The 13,683-nt window shown below is 72.7% G+C and carries 14 protein-coding genes; 10 read left to right on the plus strand and 4 right to left on the minus strand.

Annotation, left to right across the window (positions count from 1 at the left end):
• Positions 1-31 precede the first annotated feature (31 nt).
• From DEH69_RS21420 to DEH69_RS21430, 3 genes are all read left to right on the plus strand, one after another.
• Positions 32-1,840 (plus strand): ABC transporter substrate-binding protein, encoded by a 1,809-nt coding sequence (locus DEH69_RS21420; RefSeq protein ID WP_113688596.1) that lies wholly within the window; start codon positions 32-34, stop codon positions 1,838-1,840.
• Between the two features lie 89 nt (positions 1,841-1,929).
• The gene (locus DEH69_RS21425) at positions 1,930-2,910 is read left to right on the plus strand and encodes an ABC transporter permease (RefSeq protein ID WP_113688597.1); all 981 of its coding nucleotides are present in this window, start codon (positions 1,930-1,932) and stop codon (positions 2,908-2,910) included.
• 12 nt (positions 2,911-2,922) lie between these two features.
• Positions 2,923-3,957, plus strand: coding sequence for an ABC transporter ATP-binding protein (locus tag DEH69_RS21430; RefSeq protein ID WP_113688598.1), 1,035 nt, complete (start codon positions 2,923-2,925; stop codon positions 3,955-3,957).
• 78 nt (positions 3,958-4,035) lie between these two features.
• Here the strand turns inward: DEH69_RS21430 and DEH69_RS21435 are convergent, their stop codons facing one another.
• On the minus strand, positions 4,036-4,602 hold the full coding sequence (locus DEH69_RS21435) for an RNA-guided endonuclease TnpB family protein (protein ID WP_113688599.1): 567 nt from the start codon (positions 4,600-4,602) through the stop codon (positions 4,036-4,038).
• Between the two features lie 247 nt (positions 4,603-4,849).
• On the opposite strand from DEH69_RS21435, the gene DEH69_RS21440 reads away from it, so the two are divergent.
• The 5 genes from DEH69_RS21440 (at position 4,850) to DEH69_RS21460 (ending at position 9,547) form a co-directional block, all read left to right on the plus strand.
• Positions 4,850-5,890, plus strand: coding sequence for an ABC transporter ATP-binding protein (locus DEH69_RS21440; RefSeq protein WP_258534867.1), 1,041 nt, complete (start codon positions 4,850-4,852; stop codon positions 5,888-5,890).
• 152 nt (positions 5,891-6,042) lie between these two features.
• Positions 6,043-6,237 (plus strand): hypothetical protein, encoded by a 195-nt coding sequence (locus DEH69_RS21445; protein ID WP_113688740.1) that lies wholly within the window; start codon positions 6,043-6,045, stop codon positions 6,235-6,237.
• Positions 6,238-6,292: 55 nt separating this feature from the next.
• Positions 6,293-7,216: an N-acetyl-1-D-myo-inositol-2-amino-2-deoxy-alpha-D-glucopyranoside deacetylase gene (gene mshB, locus DEH69_RS21450; protein ID WP_113688601.1), complete on the plus strand. Its 924-nt coding sequence runs from the start codon at positions 6,293-6,295 to the stop codon at positions 7,214-7,216.
• Positions 7,213-7,560, plus strand: coding sequence for a DUF6113 family protein (locus DEH69_RS21455; protein ID WP_113688602.1), 348 nt, complete (start codon positions 7,213-7,215; stop codon positions 7,558-7,560). The genes mshB and DEH69_RS21455 overlap by 4 nt, the downstream gene beginning before the upstream one ends.
• A 280-nt stretch (positions 7,561-7,840) precedes the next feature.
• Positions 7,841-9,547, plus strand: a complete 1,707-nt coding sequence (locus tag DEH69_RS21460; RefSeq protein WP_113688603.1) for a peptidoglycan binding domain-containing protein — start codon at positions 7,841-7,843, stop codon at positions 9,545-9,547.
• A gap of 70 nt (positions 9,548-9,617) precedes the next feature.
• On the opposite strand, the gene DEH69_RS21465 is transcribed toward DEH69_RS21460, so the two are convergent.
• A complete protein-coding gene (locus DEH69_RS21465) occupies positions 9,618-10,592 on the minus strand; it encodes an N-acetyltransferase (RefSeq protein WP_113688604.1) in 975 nt (324 codons plus the stop codon).
• A gap of 128 nt (positions 10,593-10,720) precedes the next feature.
• Here DEH69_RS21465 and fdxA point away from each other — a divergent pair, with 128 nt between their 5' ends.
• The gene (fdxA, locus tag DEH69_RS21470; protein WP_113688605.1) at positions 10,721-11,047 is read left to right on the plus strand and encodes a ferredoxin; all 327 of its coding nucleotides are present in this window, start codon (positions 10,721-10,723) and stop codon (positions 11,045-11,047) included.
• Between the two features lie 64 nt (positions 11,048-11,111).
• On the plus strand, positions 11,112-12,209 hold the full coding sequence (dapC, locus tag DEH69_RS21475) for a succinyldiaminopimelate transaminase (RefSeq protein ID WP_113688606.1): 1,098 nt from the start codon (positions 11,112-11,114) through the stop codon (positions 12,207-12,209).
• 37 nt (positions 12,210-12,246) lie between these two features.
• Here the strand turns inward: dapC and DEH69_RS21480 are convergent, their stop codons facing one another.
• Together DEH69_RS21480 and DEH69_RS21485 are read right to left on the minus strand one after the other, a co-directional pair.
• Complete coding sequence (locus tag DEH69_RS21480) at positions 12,247-12,627, minus strand: ATP-binding protein (protein ID WP_113688607.1); 381 nt, start codon at positions 12,625-12,627, stop codon at positions 12,247-12,249.
• 119 nt (positions 12,628-12,746) lie between these two features.
• Positions 12,747-13,658 carry a hypothetical protein gene (locus DEH69_RS21485; protein WP_113688608.1) on the minus strand — a complete coding sequence of 304 codons (912 nt, stop codon included), beginning with the start codon at positions 13,656-13,658 and terminating at the stop codon, positions 12,747-12,749.
• Positions 13,659-13,683: the final 25 nt, after the last annotated feature.

Below are 13,683 nucleotides of genomic sequence, written 5' to 3' on the forward strand. Positions count from 1 at the left end.
CCGATCAACGACGGGCAGGTGCCAGCAACCGATGAGCAAGAGATCACTGGGCGCGAAACGCGCCGCCGGGGTGTCACTCGCCCTGGCCGGGGCGCTGATCCTCAGCGCGTGCAGCAGCGGCGGAGGCGGCGGCGACGGCGAGGGCGGCGGCGAGGAGGAGAGCGCGGCCCCCGAGGAACTGGCGAGCATATCCTTCGGCACCGCCGAGGACTCCCAGGGCCCCGCCGAGCCGGTCGAGGGCGCCGAGCCCGGCGGCACGGTCACCGTGCTCCAGCAGACCTCGCCCGACCACCTCGACCCGGCGCAGATCTATGTCTCCCACGAGTCCAACATCGCCCGCCTGATCCACCGCGGCCTCACGGCCGTCCGCCTTGGCAACGACGGCGACTACACCGTCGTCGGCGACCTGGCGACCGACTCGGGCCAGGTGTCCGACGACGGCAGGACATGGACGTACACGCTCAAGGACGACATCTACTTCAACGACGGGTCGCCCATCACATCGGCCGACTTCCGGCACACGTTCGAGCGGCAGTTCGCCCCGTTCATCGCCCAGGGCCCCACCTACCTCCAGCAGTGGCTCGCGGGCACCGAAGGCGTCGACTACCGCGACCTGCTGCCCGATGGCCCCTACGAGGGCGACCACCTGCCCGACTCGATCCTTGAGACCCCGGACGAGAAGACCATCGTCTTCCACTTCGAAGAGCCCCAGAACGACCTGCCCTACGCCCTGGCCATCGCGGGCTACGCGGTCGTCTCCGAGGAGGGCGACACCAGGGAGCGCTACGACCAGGAGCCGATGACCTCGGGCCCGTACCAGATCGACGAGTTCAGGCCGGGGCGCTCGATGACCCTGACCAGGAACGAGTACTGGGAGCCCGAGTCCGACCCGGCGCGCAACGCCTACCCCGACCGGTTCGAGATCAGCTTCGGCCACAGCCAGGAGGACTCGACCGCGCGCCTGATGGCGGACAACGGCGACGACCAGACGGCCATGACGTTCAACAACGGCCTGGACGCGGGCAACGGCCCCACCGTCATGGAGGACGAGCGGTACCGCGAGCGCCTGGTGGACGGCTTCCAGCCCTATGTCGCCCAGCTCGCCATCAACCTCGACCGGGTCACCGACCCCACCGTGCGCGAGGCGATCGTCCAGGCGGTGCCGCTCAACGGCGTGCTCAACGCGTACGGCGGCTCGATCGGCGGCGAGTACGCGGGCGGCCTGCTCAGCCCGCTGCTGCCCGGCTTCGACCCGGATTACGACCCGTTCGGCAAGCTGGCCAACCCCCGGGGCGACGTCGAGCGCGCGCGTGAGCTCCTGGAAGAGGCCGACGCCGTCGGCTACGAGCTCAACTACGTGCACAACACGGTCCCCGAGGACACCGAGGCCGCGGTCGCCATCGCCGACGCCCTGGAGGCCGCGGGCTTCGAGGTCAACCGCAGCGAGGTGCCGCCCGAGACGTACTACGACACCATCGGCGTCGTCGACAGCGGCTACGACATCTACCGCAGCAGCTGGGGCCACGACTGGCTCTCCGCCGCCACGGTGATCCCGCCGCAGTTCGACGGCCGCCAGATCCAGGACGGCGCCTCCAACTACAGCCACCTGAACGACGAGCACGTCAACTCCGAGATCGACCGGATCCGCCGGATCCCCGACGCCGCCGAGGCCGCGGCCGAGTGGGCCGAACTCGCCGCGCACATCCAGGAGGAGCTGATCCCCGGCGTGCCGACGTTCTACTACCGGCAGACGGTCATGCACGGCTCGCGCATCGGAGGGGCCGTCTTCAACGACGACATCGGCAGCGTCGACATGAACCGGATCTACGTCATCCCGTAGCCGCTGTCCCACCCGACCGGGGCCGCGGCAACCCCCGCCGCGGCCCCGGTCCCCGGAGAACCGGCTTTCGACCAAAGGCTGTTACCCCGATGCTCCGATTCATCCTCAGGCGAACGCTCGGCGCCATCGCCATTCTCCTGGTGATCAGCGCCGTGACGTTCTTCCTCTTCTACGCGATCCCGCGCAACCCCGCGCTGCTCGCCTGCGGCAAGGGCGTCTGCACCCAGGAGCAGCTGGCCGTCGTCGAGCACAATCTGGGCATCGACAAACCGGTCCCCCAGCAGTACATCGAGTACATGGCCGGGCTCTTCACCGGCCGCGACTTCCCCGCGGGCAGCTGCCCCGCGCCCTGCCTCGGCTTCTCCTTCCGCGACAACCGCCCGGTGCTCGACACCATCCTCGACCGGCTGCCCACCACCGTCTCCCTGACGGTCGGCGGCGCGCTGGTCTTCCTCGTCCTCGGCCTGGCGTTCGGCATGCTGGCCGCCGCCCGCCGCGGCACGCTGCTCGACAAGACGATGAGCTCCACGTCGCTCGTCCTCAGCTCGATGCAGATCTACTTCCTCGGCCCGCTGGCCCTCGCGGTGCTGGTCCACAACACCCAGCTGCTGCCCCAGCCGCAGTACGTGCCGATCAGCGAGGACCCCTGGGGCTGGTTCCAGGGGCTGCTGCTGCCCTGGCTGGTGCTCTCCACGATCTTCACCGCCAACTACACGCGCATGTCCCGCGCGACGCTGATCGAACAGCTCCAGGAGGACCACGTCCGCACCGCCAAGGCCAAGGGCATGGCGCCCCGCACGGTCTTCTTCCGCTACGCCTGGCGCGGCTCGTTGATCCCCATCGTCACGATCTTCGGCATCGACCTGGGCGCGCTCTTCGGCGGCGCCATGATCACCGAGTACACGTTCTCGCTGCACGGCCTGGGGCGGCTCGCGGTCGAGTCGGTGACCCAGTCCAACCTCCCGATGCTGATGGGCGTGATGCTCTTCGCCGCCCTGATGATCGTCCTGTTCAACATCGTCATCGACGCCTGCTACGCGCTGATCGACCCGCGCGTCAGGCTGGACTAGGAGCGCCACGGGATGAGCACTTCGGAAAGCGGGCCGTTCCTCTCCGTGCGTGACCTGCGCGTCCACTTCCCCACCGACGACGGGGTCGTCAAGGCCGTGGACGGCCTTTCGTTCGACGTGTGGCGCGGCAAGACCCTCGGCATCGTGGGCGAGTCGGGCTCGGGCAAGTCCGTGGCCAACCAGGCCATTCTGGGCCTGCACAACCCCAAGCACACCCGCGTGTCGGGGGAGATCCACCTGGAGGACCAGGAGCTGACCACCGCGCCCGAACGCCGCCTCGAGCACCTGCGCGGCAACAGGGTCGCGATGATCTTCCAGGACCCGCTGACCGCCCTGTCGCCCTACTACACCGTGGGGCGGCAGATCGGCGAGCCGTTCCGCAAGCACCGCGGCGCCTCGCGCAAGGAGGCGAGGGAGCGGACGATCGACATGCTCGCCCGCGTCGGCATCCCGCACCCCGCCCGGCGCGTGGACGACTACCCCCACCAGTTCTCGGGCGGCATGCGGCAGCGCGCCATGATCGCGATGGCCCTCGTGTGCGACCCCGACCTGCTGATCGCCGACGAGCCGACCACGGCACTCGACGTCACCGTCCAGGCGCAGATCCTGGATCTGCTGATGGAGCTCCAGGAGGAGTTCGGCTCCGCGATCATCATGATCACCCACGACCTCGGCGTGGTCTCCCGCGTCTCCGACGATGTCCTCGTGATGTACGCGGGCCGAGCGGTCGAGCGTGGCACCGCGCGCGAGGTGCTCGGCAGCCCCCGACACCCGTACACCTGGGGCCTGTTGAGCTCGATGCCGCGGCTGCGCGGCGACGTCGGGCGTGACCTCGTGCCCATCGCTGGCACCCCGCCCAGCCTGCTCGCGCCCCCGCCAGGCTGCCCGTTCGAGCCGCGGTGCGCGTTCTCCGACCGGGTCGCAGGCCCGCTCGACTGCGCCACCGACCGGCCCGCCCTCCCCGAGGAGCGCGGCGCCGCGTGCCATCTCACCGCGGAGCAGAAGCGGACCATCTTCGCCGAGCGGATCCGGCCCAGGCTCCGCTGACCCCCGCGGGCGCCCCGCCGACCGACGCCTTCGAGCACACGAGTTGAGAACGGACGACACGTTGACTTTCTCCCCCGCCTAGAGGCGGGGGGTTCCAGCGGTTGCCCGCTGGGGTTCCTGCTTCATCGACGACTGCCCTGTCCGGGAGGACTCCCGTTGAGGTCTTACACCGTCTCCCCAGGCTGCTGCCGCCAGCCCGGCGGCCAGGATGGCGCGTGCCGCGTTCACGTCACGGTCATGCGCCGCGCCGCGTTCGCACGTCCACGTCCGGACGTTCAGCGGCAGTTTCTCGCGGACCGTGCCGCGGGCCCCGCACAGCTTCGAGCTGGGGAACCGTCGGTCGATCACCACGAGGTCACGCCCGTACCAGGCGCACTTGTACTCCAGCATGGAGCGAAGCTCCGTCCAGGAAGCGTCCGAGATGGCGCGCGCGAGACGGCCGTTCTTCGGCGGGTTGCGGACGGAGAGGTCCTCGATCCCTACCACTTGGTTCTCGTGGACGAGTCGAGTCGACAGCCGGGTGCGCTCCTCAAGCGCCTTGTTGTACACCAGACGGACACAGCCGAACGTCCGCGACAGCTCCGCCGCCTGCCCGTCCGCAGGGTAAAAGTGGTACCTGAACGCCCGCTTGACCTGCCGCGCCACACCTCACAACCCATCAGCTCCCGTGTGAGTGGCGGTTGTCGGCCGATGAGCGGCGCACGCCGCTCCGCCCCGGCGGTCAACCGGCCTTTCCCGCCCTGCTCCGCAGGAGCTTCGTTTCTTCCCCGGCCCGGAGGCCGGGGCATCCACGAAGAAAGGTAAGGAAGCCCTGATGACCAGCGGCACGCTGAGCAAGGACGGCGCCACCAAGGGCCCGGGCGGCCAAGGGGCGGGGGACGGGACGCCCCTGATGACCGTCAGGGACCTGACCAAGCACTTCCCCGTCAGGGCCGGATTCCCGTTCAAGCGCACGGTTGGCGCCGTACGGGCGGTCGACGGGCTGGACTTCACCGTCCACGAGGGTGAGAGCTTCGGCCTGGTCGGCGAGTCGGGCTGCGGCAAGTCCACCACGGGGCGCCTGCTCGCCCGGCTGATCGACCCCACCGCGGGCACGATCACCTACCGGGACCGCGACATCACGCGCGCGGGGCGCAGGGAGATGGCGCCCATCCGCTCCGAGATCCAGATGATCTTCCAGGACCCCTACTCGTCGCTCAACCCCCGCCAGACCGTGGGCACGATCATCCGCGGGCCCATGGAGATCAACGGCATCGACCCGCCGGGAGGCCGCGAGGCCCGCGTCCGCGAGCTGCTCGAGACCGTCGGCCTCAATCCCGAGCACTACAACCGCTTCCCCCACGAGTTCTCAGGCGGTCAGCGGCAGCGCATCGGGGTGGCGAGGGCGCTGGCCCTCGAACCCAAGCTGATCATCGCCGACGAGCCGGTCTCGGCGCTCGATGTCTCCATCCAGGCCCAGGTCGTCAACCTCCTCAGGCGCGTCCAGCGCGAGCTCGGCATCGCGTTCCTCTTCATCGCCCACGACCTCGCCGTGGTGCGGCACTTCTCGCAGCGCATCGCCGTGATGTACCTGGGCCGCATCGTCGAGGTAGGGGAGCGCGCCGATATCTACGAGCGCCCCCGCCACCCCTACACCCACGCGCTGCTGTCCGCCGTGCCCGAGGTGGACACGGGTGACACGGGTGACACGGACGGCGCGGGTGACACGGACGGCGCGGACGATGCCGCGCCGGTCCGTGAGCGGATACGCCTGGAGGGTGATGTGCCCTCGCCCACCGACCCGCCGTCGGGCTGCCGCTTCCGCACCCGCTGCTGGAAGGCCCAGGAGCGCTGCGCGGCCGAGACACCCCCGCTGATCAGGATCGGGGGCAACGCCGAAGGGCACCTCACGGCCTGCCACTTCCCCGAGGAGGGCACGACGCTCGCCCACTGAGCCGGGGGCGTGCGCCCCTCTTCTGCACCCGTGCACCGAGCCGTGCTCGGCCTGTTGATCGTTATGATTCGTCACGCGGGGTGGGCGGGTGCTTCCAGAGATGGAAGGTCCCTCTGGCCTGCCCGGAACACGGGTGCGACTCGATGGAGGTGATCCTGGTGACCGTCTCTGCGGTGCTGCTCCTCGCGGTCATCGTCGTCCTGTTGGTCAGGAAGAACGGCCTCAAGGTCGTGCACGCCGCGGTCTGCGTGCTCCTGGGCTTCTACCTCGCCGGGTCCAACATGGCCCCTACGATCGACGACTTCTCGACCAGCCTCTCCGACATGATCAGCGAGCTGAGCTTCTGACCGGCCACTTCGGCCACCGATCGAACGCGCCCGCGCCGGGACGTAAGCTCGCCCCATGAGTTCAGGACCGGCGCGTGTGCTTCTCGTGCACGCCCATCCCGACGACGAGTCCATCGGCAACGGCGTGACCATGGCCGCCGCGCGCGACGCCGGGCACGCCGTCACCCTTGTCACCTGCACGCTCGGCGAGGAGGGCGAGGTCATCCCCGAAGGGCTCCGGCACCTGGCGGCCGACCGGGACGACGCGCTCGGCCCGTTCCGCGCCACCGAGTTGGCCGCCGCCCTGCGCGCCGTCGGCGTCACCGACCACCGCGTCCTCGGCGGCGCGGGCCGCTGGCGCGACTCGGGGATGAGGGGCCTGCCGTCCAACGACGCGCCCACCGCCTTCCTGCGCGCCGACCTCGACGAGGCGGGCGCCGCGCTCGCCGAGATCATCGCCGAGGTCAGGCCCGCGGTTCTCATTACCTATGACCCCGAGGGCGGTTACGGCCACCCCGACCACATCATGGCCCACCGGGTCGCCATGCGCGGCGCCGAGCTCGCCGCGTCCCACCCCGCCGCGCCGCACCGCGTCGCCCGCGTCCTGTGGTGCTGCCTGCCGCGCTCCGCCGCCGAGCGGCGCCTCGACGCCCTGCGCGCGGCGGGCCCCGGGCCGTTCGCCGGGGTGGCCGCGATCGGCGACCTGCCGGGTGTCGTCGAGGACGACGAGGTGGCGCTCGCCGTCACCGGCACCCCGGGGCAGGTGGCCGCCAAGGCCGCGGCGATGGCCGCGCACGCCACCCAGATCGAGGTCGCCGACACCCCGCCGGGGCCGGTCTTCGCGCTCTCCAACGGCCTGGCCCAGCCGCTGTGGGACACGGAGTTCTACCGGCTGGCCGCGGGGGCGCCGCTCCCGCCTGGCGCGGACGACATCTTCGCTGGCCTCGACCCGGCGCCGGAAGGGCCCCAAGAGTCGCAAGGGGAGGGGGAACGCCCATGAGGGCGGTCGTCCATGGCGTTCTCGCGCTGCTCGGCGCCGCGGCGGGGGTGGCGGGCGCGTTGATCCAGGGCGGCTGGTTCCCCGGGGGGCTGCTGCTGGCCCTGGGGGGCGCGGCGGCGCTTTTCTGGGGCGGGGCGCTGGCCACGCGCTCCCGTCTTGGCGCCGGTACGCCGGCGGGCGGCTGGACGGTCGCCGTGGTGTTGCTCACGTTCACCCGCCCCCAGGGCGATTTCATCTTCGCGGCGGGCGCGGGCAGTTATCTGTTCCTGCTGGGCGGCATGGTGATCGCCGTGCTGTGTGCGACGCTCGCGCCAAGCGAGCGCCCCCTGTTCGCGGTGCCGTAGGGCCTGACCGCGGGCGCTCGTTCATAGCTCGCGCGCTCTGTAGCAATACTGTGGTGGCGGCCTAGCACACCCGGGACCCCAGTATCGTGGGGCACGCCGCTCGGTGCAGGGCCTGTCCCGGGCCGGCCGGTGAAGCTCAACCGGGAGATCTGCCTTGAGTCGTGACAGTGACAATCCGCCCCCCGGGCCTGCGGGGTGGGGTGAGCCCCAGCACGGGGACCGGGACGGCGAAGGCCGCCCCGGGGCCCCGCGGGCGGAGGAGAAGAAGACCGAGACCACGATGACGACGCGGGCCCGGATCAACATCCCGGGCTCCCGGCCCATTCCGCCCATCGTGGTGCGGGAGACCGTGGAGCGGCCCGCCGTCGCGGAGGCGCCCGCCCCGCCGCCGCTGCCCATGCGCACCGGTGGCGAGTCGATGGCCGCGCGCGGCGGCCCCCAGGGCCAGGGCGCCGGTGGCTCGGGCGGCCCCGGTGGCCCCGGCAAGAAGACCAGCTCGTGGTTCGAGCCGAGGAAGCCGCCCACGCCCAGGGCCACCCAGGGCCCCGCGGGCGCGCCGCCCGAGCCGGAGCGCGAGCGCCCCCCGGGGCCCGACACCCCGCCCGGCGGCCACCCGGCGATGACCGACACCCCCTCGGGTGGCATCGCCGCCGACTGGCTCCGCCAGTCCACGCAGACGCCCCCCGCCGGCACCCCGCTCGGGCTGCCCCCGCGCCCCGTGGGCCCCACCGCTGGCCCCGCCACCGGCGACATGCCGCTGCGCTCCCCTGCGCCGCCCGCCGCCGATGAGGACCCCGTCTCCACGACGATGGACCTCGGCGGCCCGTTCCCGCCCCCGCCCCCGCCCGAGGTGACGTCGACCGGGCCGATGGCCGCGGTGGGCGGCCCGTACGACACGGGCGCGAGCCCCGTGGTGCCCCCGCCCGGGCCCCGCCCGCCCGCCCCGGTCGACGAGGGCCGTGAGCCCGCGCCCGAGCCGAAGGCGGCCAAGCCGCAGAAGGCCGCCAAGTCGGCCAAGCCCAAGGGGCGTTCGAAGGTCAGGCTGCTCGCGGTCGGCGTCGTCGGCATCGCCGTCGTGGCCTATGGCGCGGGCCTCTACCTCAGCCCCGAGGACGTGCCGAGCGGCACCACCGTGCTGGGCATCGACATCGGCGGGCTCAGCTCGGAGGAGGCCGTCGACCGCCTCGACGCGGAGTTGCAGCGCGCCAACAACGACCCGTTGACGCTGCTCATCGGCGACCAGGAGTTCGAGCTCAAGCCGAGCGTCGCTGGCCTCGCCGTGGACACCGAGGCCACGGTCGACGCGTCGTCGGGCCAGGACTACAGCCCGGTCTCGGTCTATGGCTCGCTGCTGGGCGCCGAGCGGGCGCGCGACGCGGAGTTCGCCGTGGACCGCGAGAAGCTGACCGTCGCCCTCCAGGACCTGACGGGCGACACGGGCGCGGGCCCGGTCGACGGCACGGTCATCTTCGAGAACGGCGAGGCCATCGGCCGCAACGGCGAGCCCGGCAACGCCATCGACCTCAACGAGGCGGCCGACCGGGTCGAGTCGGCCTTCCGCGAGCGCGCGGCGACGGGCCGCAACCCCGCGGTCGAGCTGACCGCGAGCGAGCAGCAGCCGCTCGTCGGCGAGGAGCAGGTGCAGCGGGCGCTCACGGAGTTCGGCGAGCCCGCGATGTCGGGCTGGATCTGGCTGGTCGCCGCCGAGCGCGAGCCGCTGCCGCTCAGCCCCGAGACCCTGAGCGGCCTCCTCACCATGGAGCCGAGCGACGAGGGCAACCTCCAGCCGGTCATCGACACCGAGGCGCTGTCCACGCTGTACGGCAGCAGGTTCGACGGGCTGATGATCGACGCGGGCGCCGGTCTGGTGCCGATCACGCCCGAGCACGTCGCCGCCGCCATGATCCCGGTGCTGCGCGAGACGGCCACCACGGACGACGGCCCCGGACGCCGCGAGGCCGTGGTGGAGGGCGCGACGGAGGGCTGACGCCGCTCACCCGACGCCCCCGGGCCCCTGGCCAACGCCCCGGTTCAACGCCCGCGGCCAACGCCCCGGTTCAACGCCCCGGAGGCGCCGTCCTGTAGTGGTACCCGTGGTGTTCGCCGAAGCCGAGCGCGGCGTAGAGCGCGCGAGCCGGGGCGTTGTCCGTCTCCACCTGGAGGTACGCCGCGCTCGCCCCCGCGCCGAGCGCGGCGCGGGCCAGCTCGGCCATCACCGCGGTGGCCAGGCCCGTGCGGTGGTGGTCGGGGGCCACGCGCACCGCGGCATAGCCAGCCCAGCGCCCGTCGACGACGCAGCGGCCCACGGCCGCGCCCGGCACGACTCCGAAGAACACCCGTGGCCCGCCCGCCAGTACGCGGCGGGCCACATCGGGCGCCTCGGCGGCCCGTGGCCACCCCGCGAGCCACGCGTCCGTCAACTCCTCGCTGACCACCACCCGCTCGTCGGGTGTGCGATCGGCGAGCGGGGCCAGCGGGCCCACCAGGAGCACGGCATGTCCGCCCGCCGCCCAGCCGCGCCCGTCGAGATCCGCGGCCAACGCCTCGTGCCCGGGCCCGAGGTGGAGCACGGCGGGCAGACGGCGTTCGGCATACCAGTCCATGAGCCCCGGCAGATCGGGCGCGCCCGCGCTCGGACCGCCGGGCGCCACCGCGGAGTTGGCCCGGCGCGTCCAGCCGCCTCCCGCCCTGGCGATCCAGTCCCCGAAGCGTTCGGTCTCGGGCGCGGGCCAGGCGCGCACGCCCACCGCGGTGAGCTCCGCCACATCGGCGGAGGGCAGCCCGCGCCGCCGCGCGGGCGCGGGCGGCACGGCCTTGGCCGCCACCATCGCCGCCTCGGCGATCTCCACCACGCGCCCGTCGCGCCGTGTGACGCTGAGCACGCCGTCGGCCCAGGACGTCAGCACGCCCACGGTGTCGGTGAAGCGCGCCCCCGCCTCCCCAGGGCCGGTCACGGTCCGTACGGAGACCCGTCTCCCCACGTCATCAGCCGTGATACGAACGATAAAGTGTGCGCCCGCGGAGAACTGCACCGTCTTCTCGGCCCCTCTTGTTCGCCCTTTAGCCTCAACCGGCGATACTAGGGCTGAGCATCGACGACGCCGCGCTTCCGCGCGCGACCGCGGCGGATCTGCCGCCCCCAACGAGGAGGACTGACAGCGTGACCTACGTCATCGCGGAGCCTTGTGTCGACCTGAAGGACAAGGCGTGCATCGAGGAGTGCCCCGTCGACTGCATCTACGAGGGCCAGCGCGCCCTGTACATCCACCCCGACGAGTGCGTGGACTGCGGTGCCTGCGAGCCGGTCTGCCCGGTGGAGGCGATCTTCTACGAGGACGACACCCCCGAGGAGTGGAAGGACTACTACAAGGCGAACGTCGAGTTCTTCGACGACCTCGGCTCGCCCGGCGGCGCGAGTAAGCTCGGCCTGATCGAGCGGGACCACCCGATGATCGCCGCGCTTCCCTCGCGGAGCCACGACGAGTGACGCGCGGCCGGTCGCGCCGGTCGCGCCGGTCACCGCGTCGCAGCGAGAAGTGAGAGCCACCACCGTGCCACCCGTCTCCGCCCGCCTGCCGGTCTTCCCCTGGGACCGTCTCGAGCCCTACAAGACCGCCGCGGCCGCCCATCGCTCGGGCATCGTCGATCTGTCGATCGGCACCCCCGTCGACCCCGTTCCCGAGGTCGTGCGCGACGCCCTGGCGGCGGCCTCCGACAGCCCCGGCTATCCGACGGTGTGGGGGACCCCCGCGCTGCGCGACGCCCTCGTCGGCTGGTGCGGGCGGCGGACCGGCGCCGTGGGGCTCGACCACCACCATGTGCTTCCCGTCATCGGCTCCAAGGAGCTGGTGGCGGCGCTGCCCGCCCAGCTCGGCCTCGGCGCGGGCGACCGGGTGGCCTTCCCCGAGCCCGCCTACCCCACCTACGAGGTGGGCGCCAGGCTCGCGGGCGCCGAGCCCGTTCCCTACCGCGACCTGCCGACCGGGCTCGACCCGGCTCGGCTGCGGCTCCTCTGGCTCAACTCCCCGTCGAATCCGACCGGTCGGGTGCTCACGGTCGACGAGCTGCGGGCCGTGGTGGCCTGGGCCAGGGAGCACGGGGTGCTGGTCGTGAGCGACGAGTGCTATCTGGAGCTCGGCTGGGAGGCCGACCCCGTCTCGGTCCTCCACCCCGACGTGTGCGGGGGCGACATGACGGGCCTTGTCGCCGTTCACTCGCTCTCGAAGCGGTCCAACCTCGCCGGGTACCGCGCGGCGTTCCTCGCCGGGGACCCCGCCGTCCTCGGGGAGCTGCTGGCGATCCGCAGGCACGCGGGGATGATGATGCCCGCGCCGGTGCAGGCGGCGATCATCGCGGCGCTCGGGGACGGCGCGCATGTGACGGAGCAGCGGGCGCGTTACGCCGCGCGCCGGGACGCGCTGCGAAGCGCCCTGACCGGGCGGGGATTTCGGATCGAGCACAGCGAGGCGTCGCTGTATCTGTGGGCCACGCGCGACGAGCCCTGCTGGGACACGGTCGCGGAGCTGAGCAAGCGCGGGATCCTGGTGGCCCCAGGGGAGTTCTACGGGCCCGCGGGGGAGTCGTTCGTGCGGGTGGCGTTCACGGCGACGGACGAGCGCGTCGCCGAGGCGGTGCGCCGCCTCGCGTGAGGCGGCGCTCGCGACGCCATCAGGCCCGAGGGGCGGCTCAGCGGCCGTTGCCGACCTGGTCGACCAGGGGCAGCAGCCCGGTGCCATGGGTGGTGTGCGCCAGGTCCCCGGCGAGCGCGCCCGCGGTCTTCCCGGTCTCGTGGGCCGCGCCGTGCGCCAGCGGGCCCACCACCGGCATGGCCGCCTTCACGGCGTCGCCGCCCATGGTCTCGGTGGCGCCCGTGGCGGCGAGCGCGGCGTTGTCCACCGTGTCGCTCACCGTTCGGTTGACGCCCTCCTCGTCGAGTACCAGGTCGCTCAGGCCCGAGGGCAACGGCGCGACCGCCGCCGCCTGGCCCGCCGCCCCGAGCACGGGTGCGGCACCGGCGGCGAGCAGGAACGCGGCCTTGGTGAGGTGGCGGGTGAGGGGGTGGGACATGATGCTCCTTCGCCGAGAGTGCTGTGGACGCCCTGCCTATCGCCCCGCGGCGGCCCGAGGTTGCGGCCGCCTTCGGTAAAGGATCGGTAATGCCCCAGGCCGATGGAGGCGTCGGCGGCTCAGAGGAGCGCGAGGCGCACCTCGTCGGCGGCGCTCTCCTCGTCGTTCTCCCGCCACCCTTGGGCGGCGCTCCTGGCGTCCCACACATGGTCCCCGTAGGCGATCCGCTCGATGCCCAGCTCCTCGGAGTGCGCCATCGCCCAGTGCGCCAGCTCCCAGCCGCGCGACGTCTCGCCGCCCTCGTCGAGGGGAACGGTCACCGACCCCTCGCCGCCCAGCGGCCGCACGCCCTCGCCGAACTCCCGCACCATGAGCGCGTGCACCTCGTCGGGACCGCCCACCGGCTCGCCGCCCTCGGCCCGTTCGGCGGCCTCGGCCCGCTCGGCCCGCTCGCCCACGGGCCACACACAGCTCAGCGCCGCCGCCTCGCGCCCGGTCAGGGCCCCGGCGAGCAGCGCGGCCTCCTCCTCGTGCTTGGCGTACTCGTCGGGGAACGCGCTGCGTTGCACCTCCTGCGCGGCCACCGTGAGCGGCATCTCCTCGTAGCCCTCGATCTCGACCAGCCGCTCGTAGAACGCGCCCGCCGCGTACACCGGGTCGGTCACCTGCTCGGGGGTGCCCCAGCCCTGCGAGGGGCGCTGCTGGAAGAGGCCGAGGGAGTCGCGGTCGCCGTAGTCCAGGTTCCGCAGGCTCGACTCCTGCATCGCGGTGGCGATCGCGATCGTCACCGCCCGCTCGGGCAGCCCGCGCGACGAGGCGACGGCCTCGATGGTCGCGGCGTTGGCCGCCTGCGCGAGCCCGAGCGTCATCGCGGTCTCGCCGTCCGCGCCCGCCACCGCGCAGTGCGGCTCGTCCGTCGGATCGGGGCCGAACTGCGCCCAGGCGTAAGCCCCGAGCGCCACGAGCACCAGCGTCGCCGATACGCCGCGCAGCCAGGGGCGGCGTCGCTTGTCGGTCGTCCGTTCGGGCACTGGACGAGGGTAACGGGTCACCCGC

Source organism: Streptomyces sp. PT12, from assembly GCF_003311645.1.
In the GTDB taxonomy this organism is placed as follows: Bacteria; Actinomycetota; Actinomycetes; order Streptomycetales; family Streptomycetaceae; genus Streptomyces.

What these genes read in the sequence shown, in the direction of transcription:
- DEH69_RS21440 (WP_258534867.1), top strand. Translation starts at nt 4,850, where the DNA reads ATGACCGTCAGGGACCTGACCAAGCACTTCCCCGTCAGGGCCGGATTC.
- DEH69_RS21460 (WP_113688603.1), top strand. Translation starts at nt 7,841, where the DNA reads ATGACGACGCGGGCCCGGATCAACATCCCGGGCTCCCGGCCCATTCCG.
- DEH69_RS21430 (WP_113688598.1), top strand. Translation starts at nt 2,923, where the DNA reads ATGAGCACTTCGGAAAGCGGGCCGTTCCTCTCCGTGCGTGACCTGCGC.
- DEH69_RS21455 (WP_113688602.1), top strand. Translation starts at nt 7,213, where the DNA reads ATGAGGGCGGTCGTCCATGGCGTTCTCGCGCTGCTCGGCGCCGCGGCG.
- DEH69_RS21480 (WP_113688607.1), bottom strand. Translation starts at nt 12,627, where the DNA reads ATGTCCCACCCCCTCACCCGCCACCTCACCAAGGCCGCGTTCCTGCTC.
- DEH69_RS21420 (WP_113688596.1), top strand. Translation starts at nt 32, where the DNA reads ATGAGCAAGAGATCACTGGGCGCGAAACGCGCCGCCGGGGTGTCACTC.
- mshB (WP_113688601.1), top strand. Translation starts at nt 6,293, where the DNA reads ATGAGTTCAGGACCGGCGCGTGTGCTTCTCGTGCACGCCCATCCCGAC.
- DEH69_RS21425 (WP_113688597.1), top strand. Translation starts at nt 1,930, where the DNA reads ATGCTCCGATTCATCCTCAGGCGAACGCTCGGCGCCATCGCCATTCTC.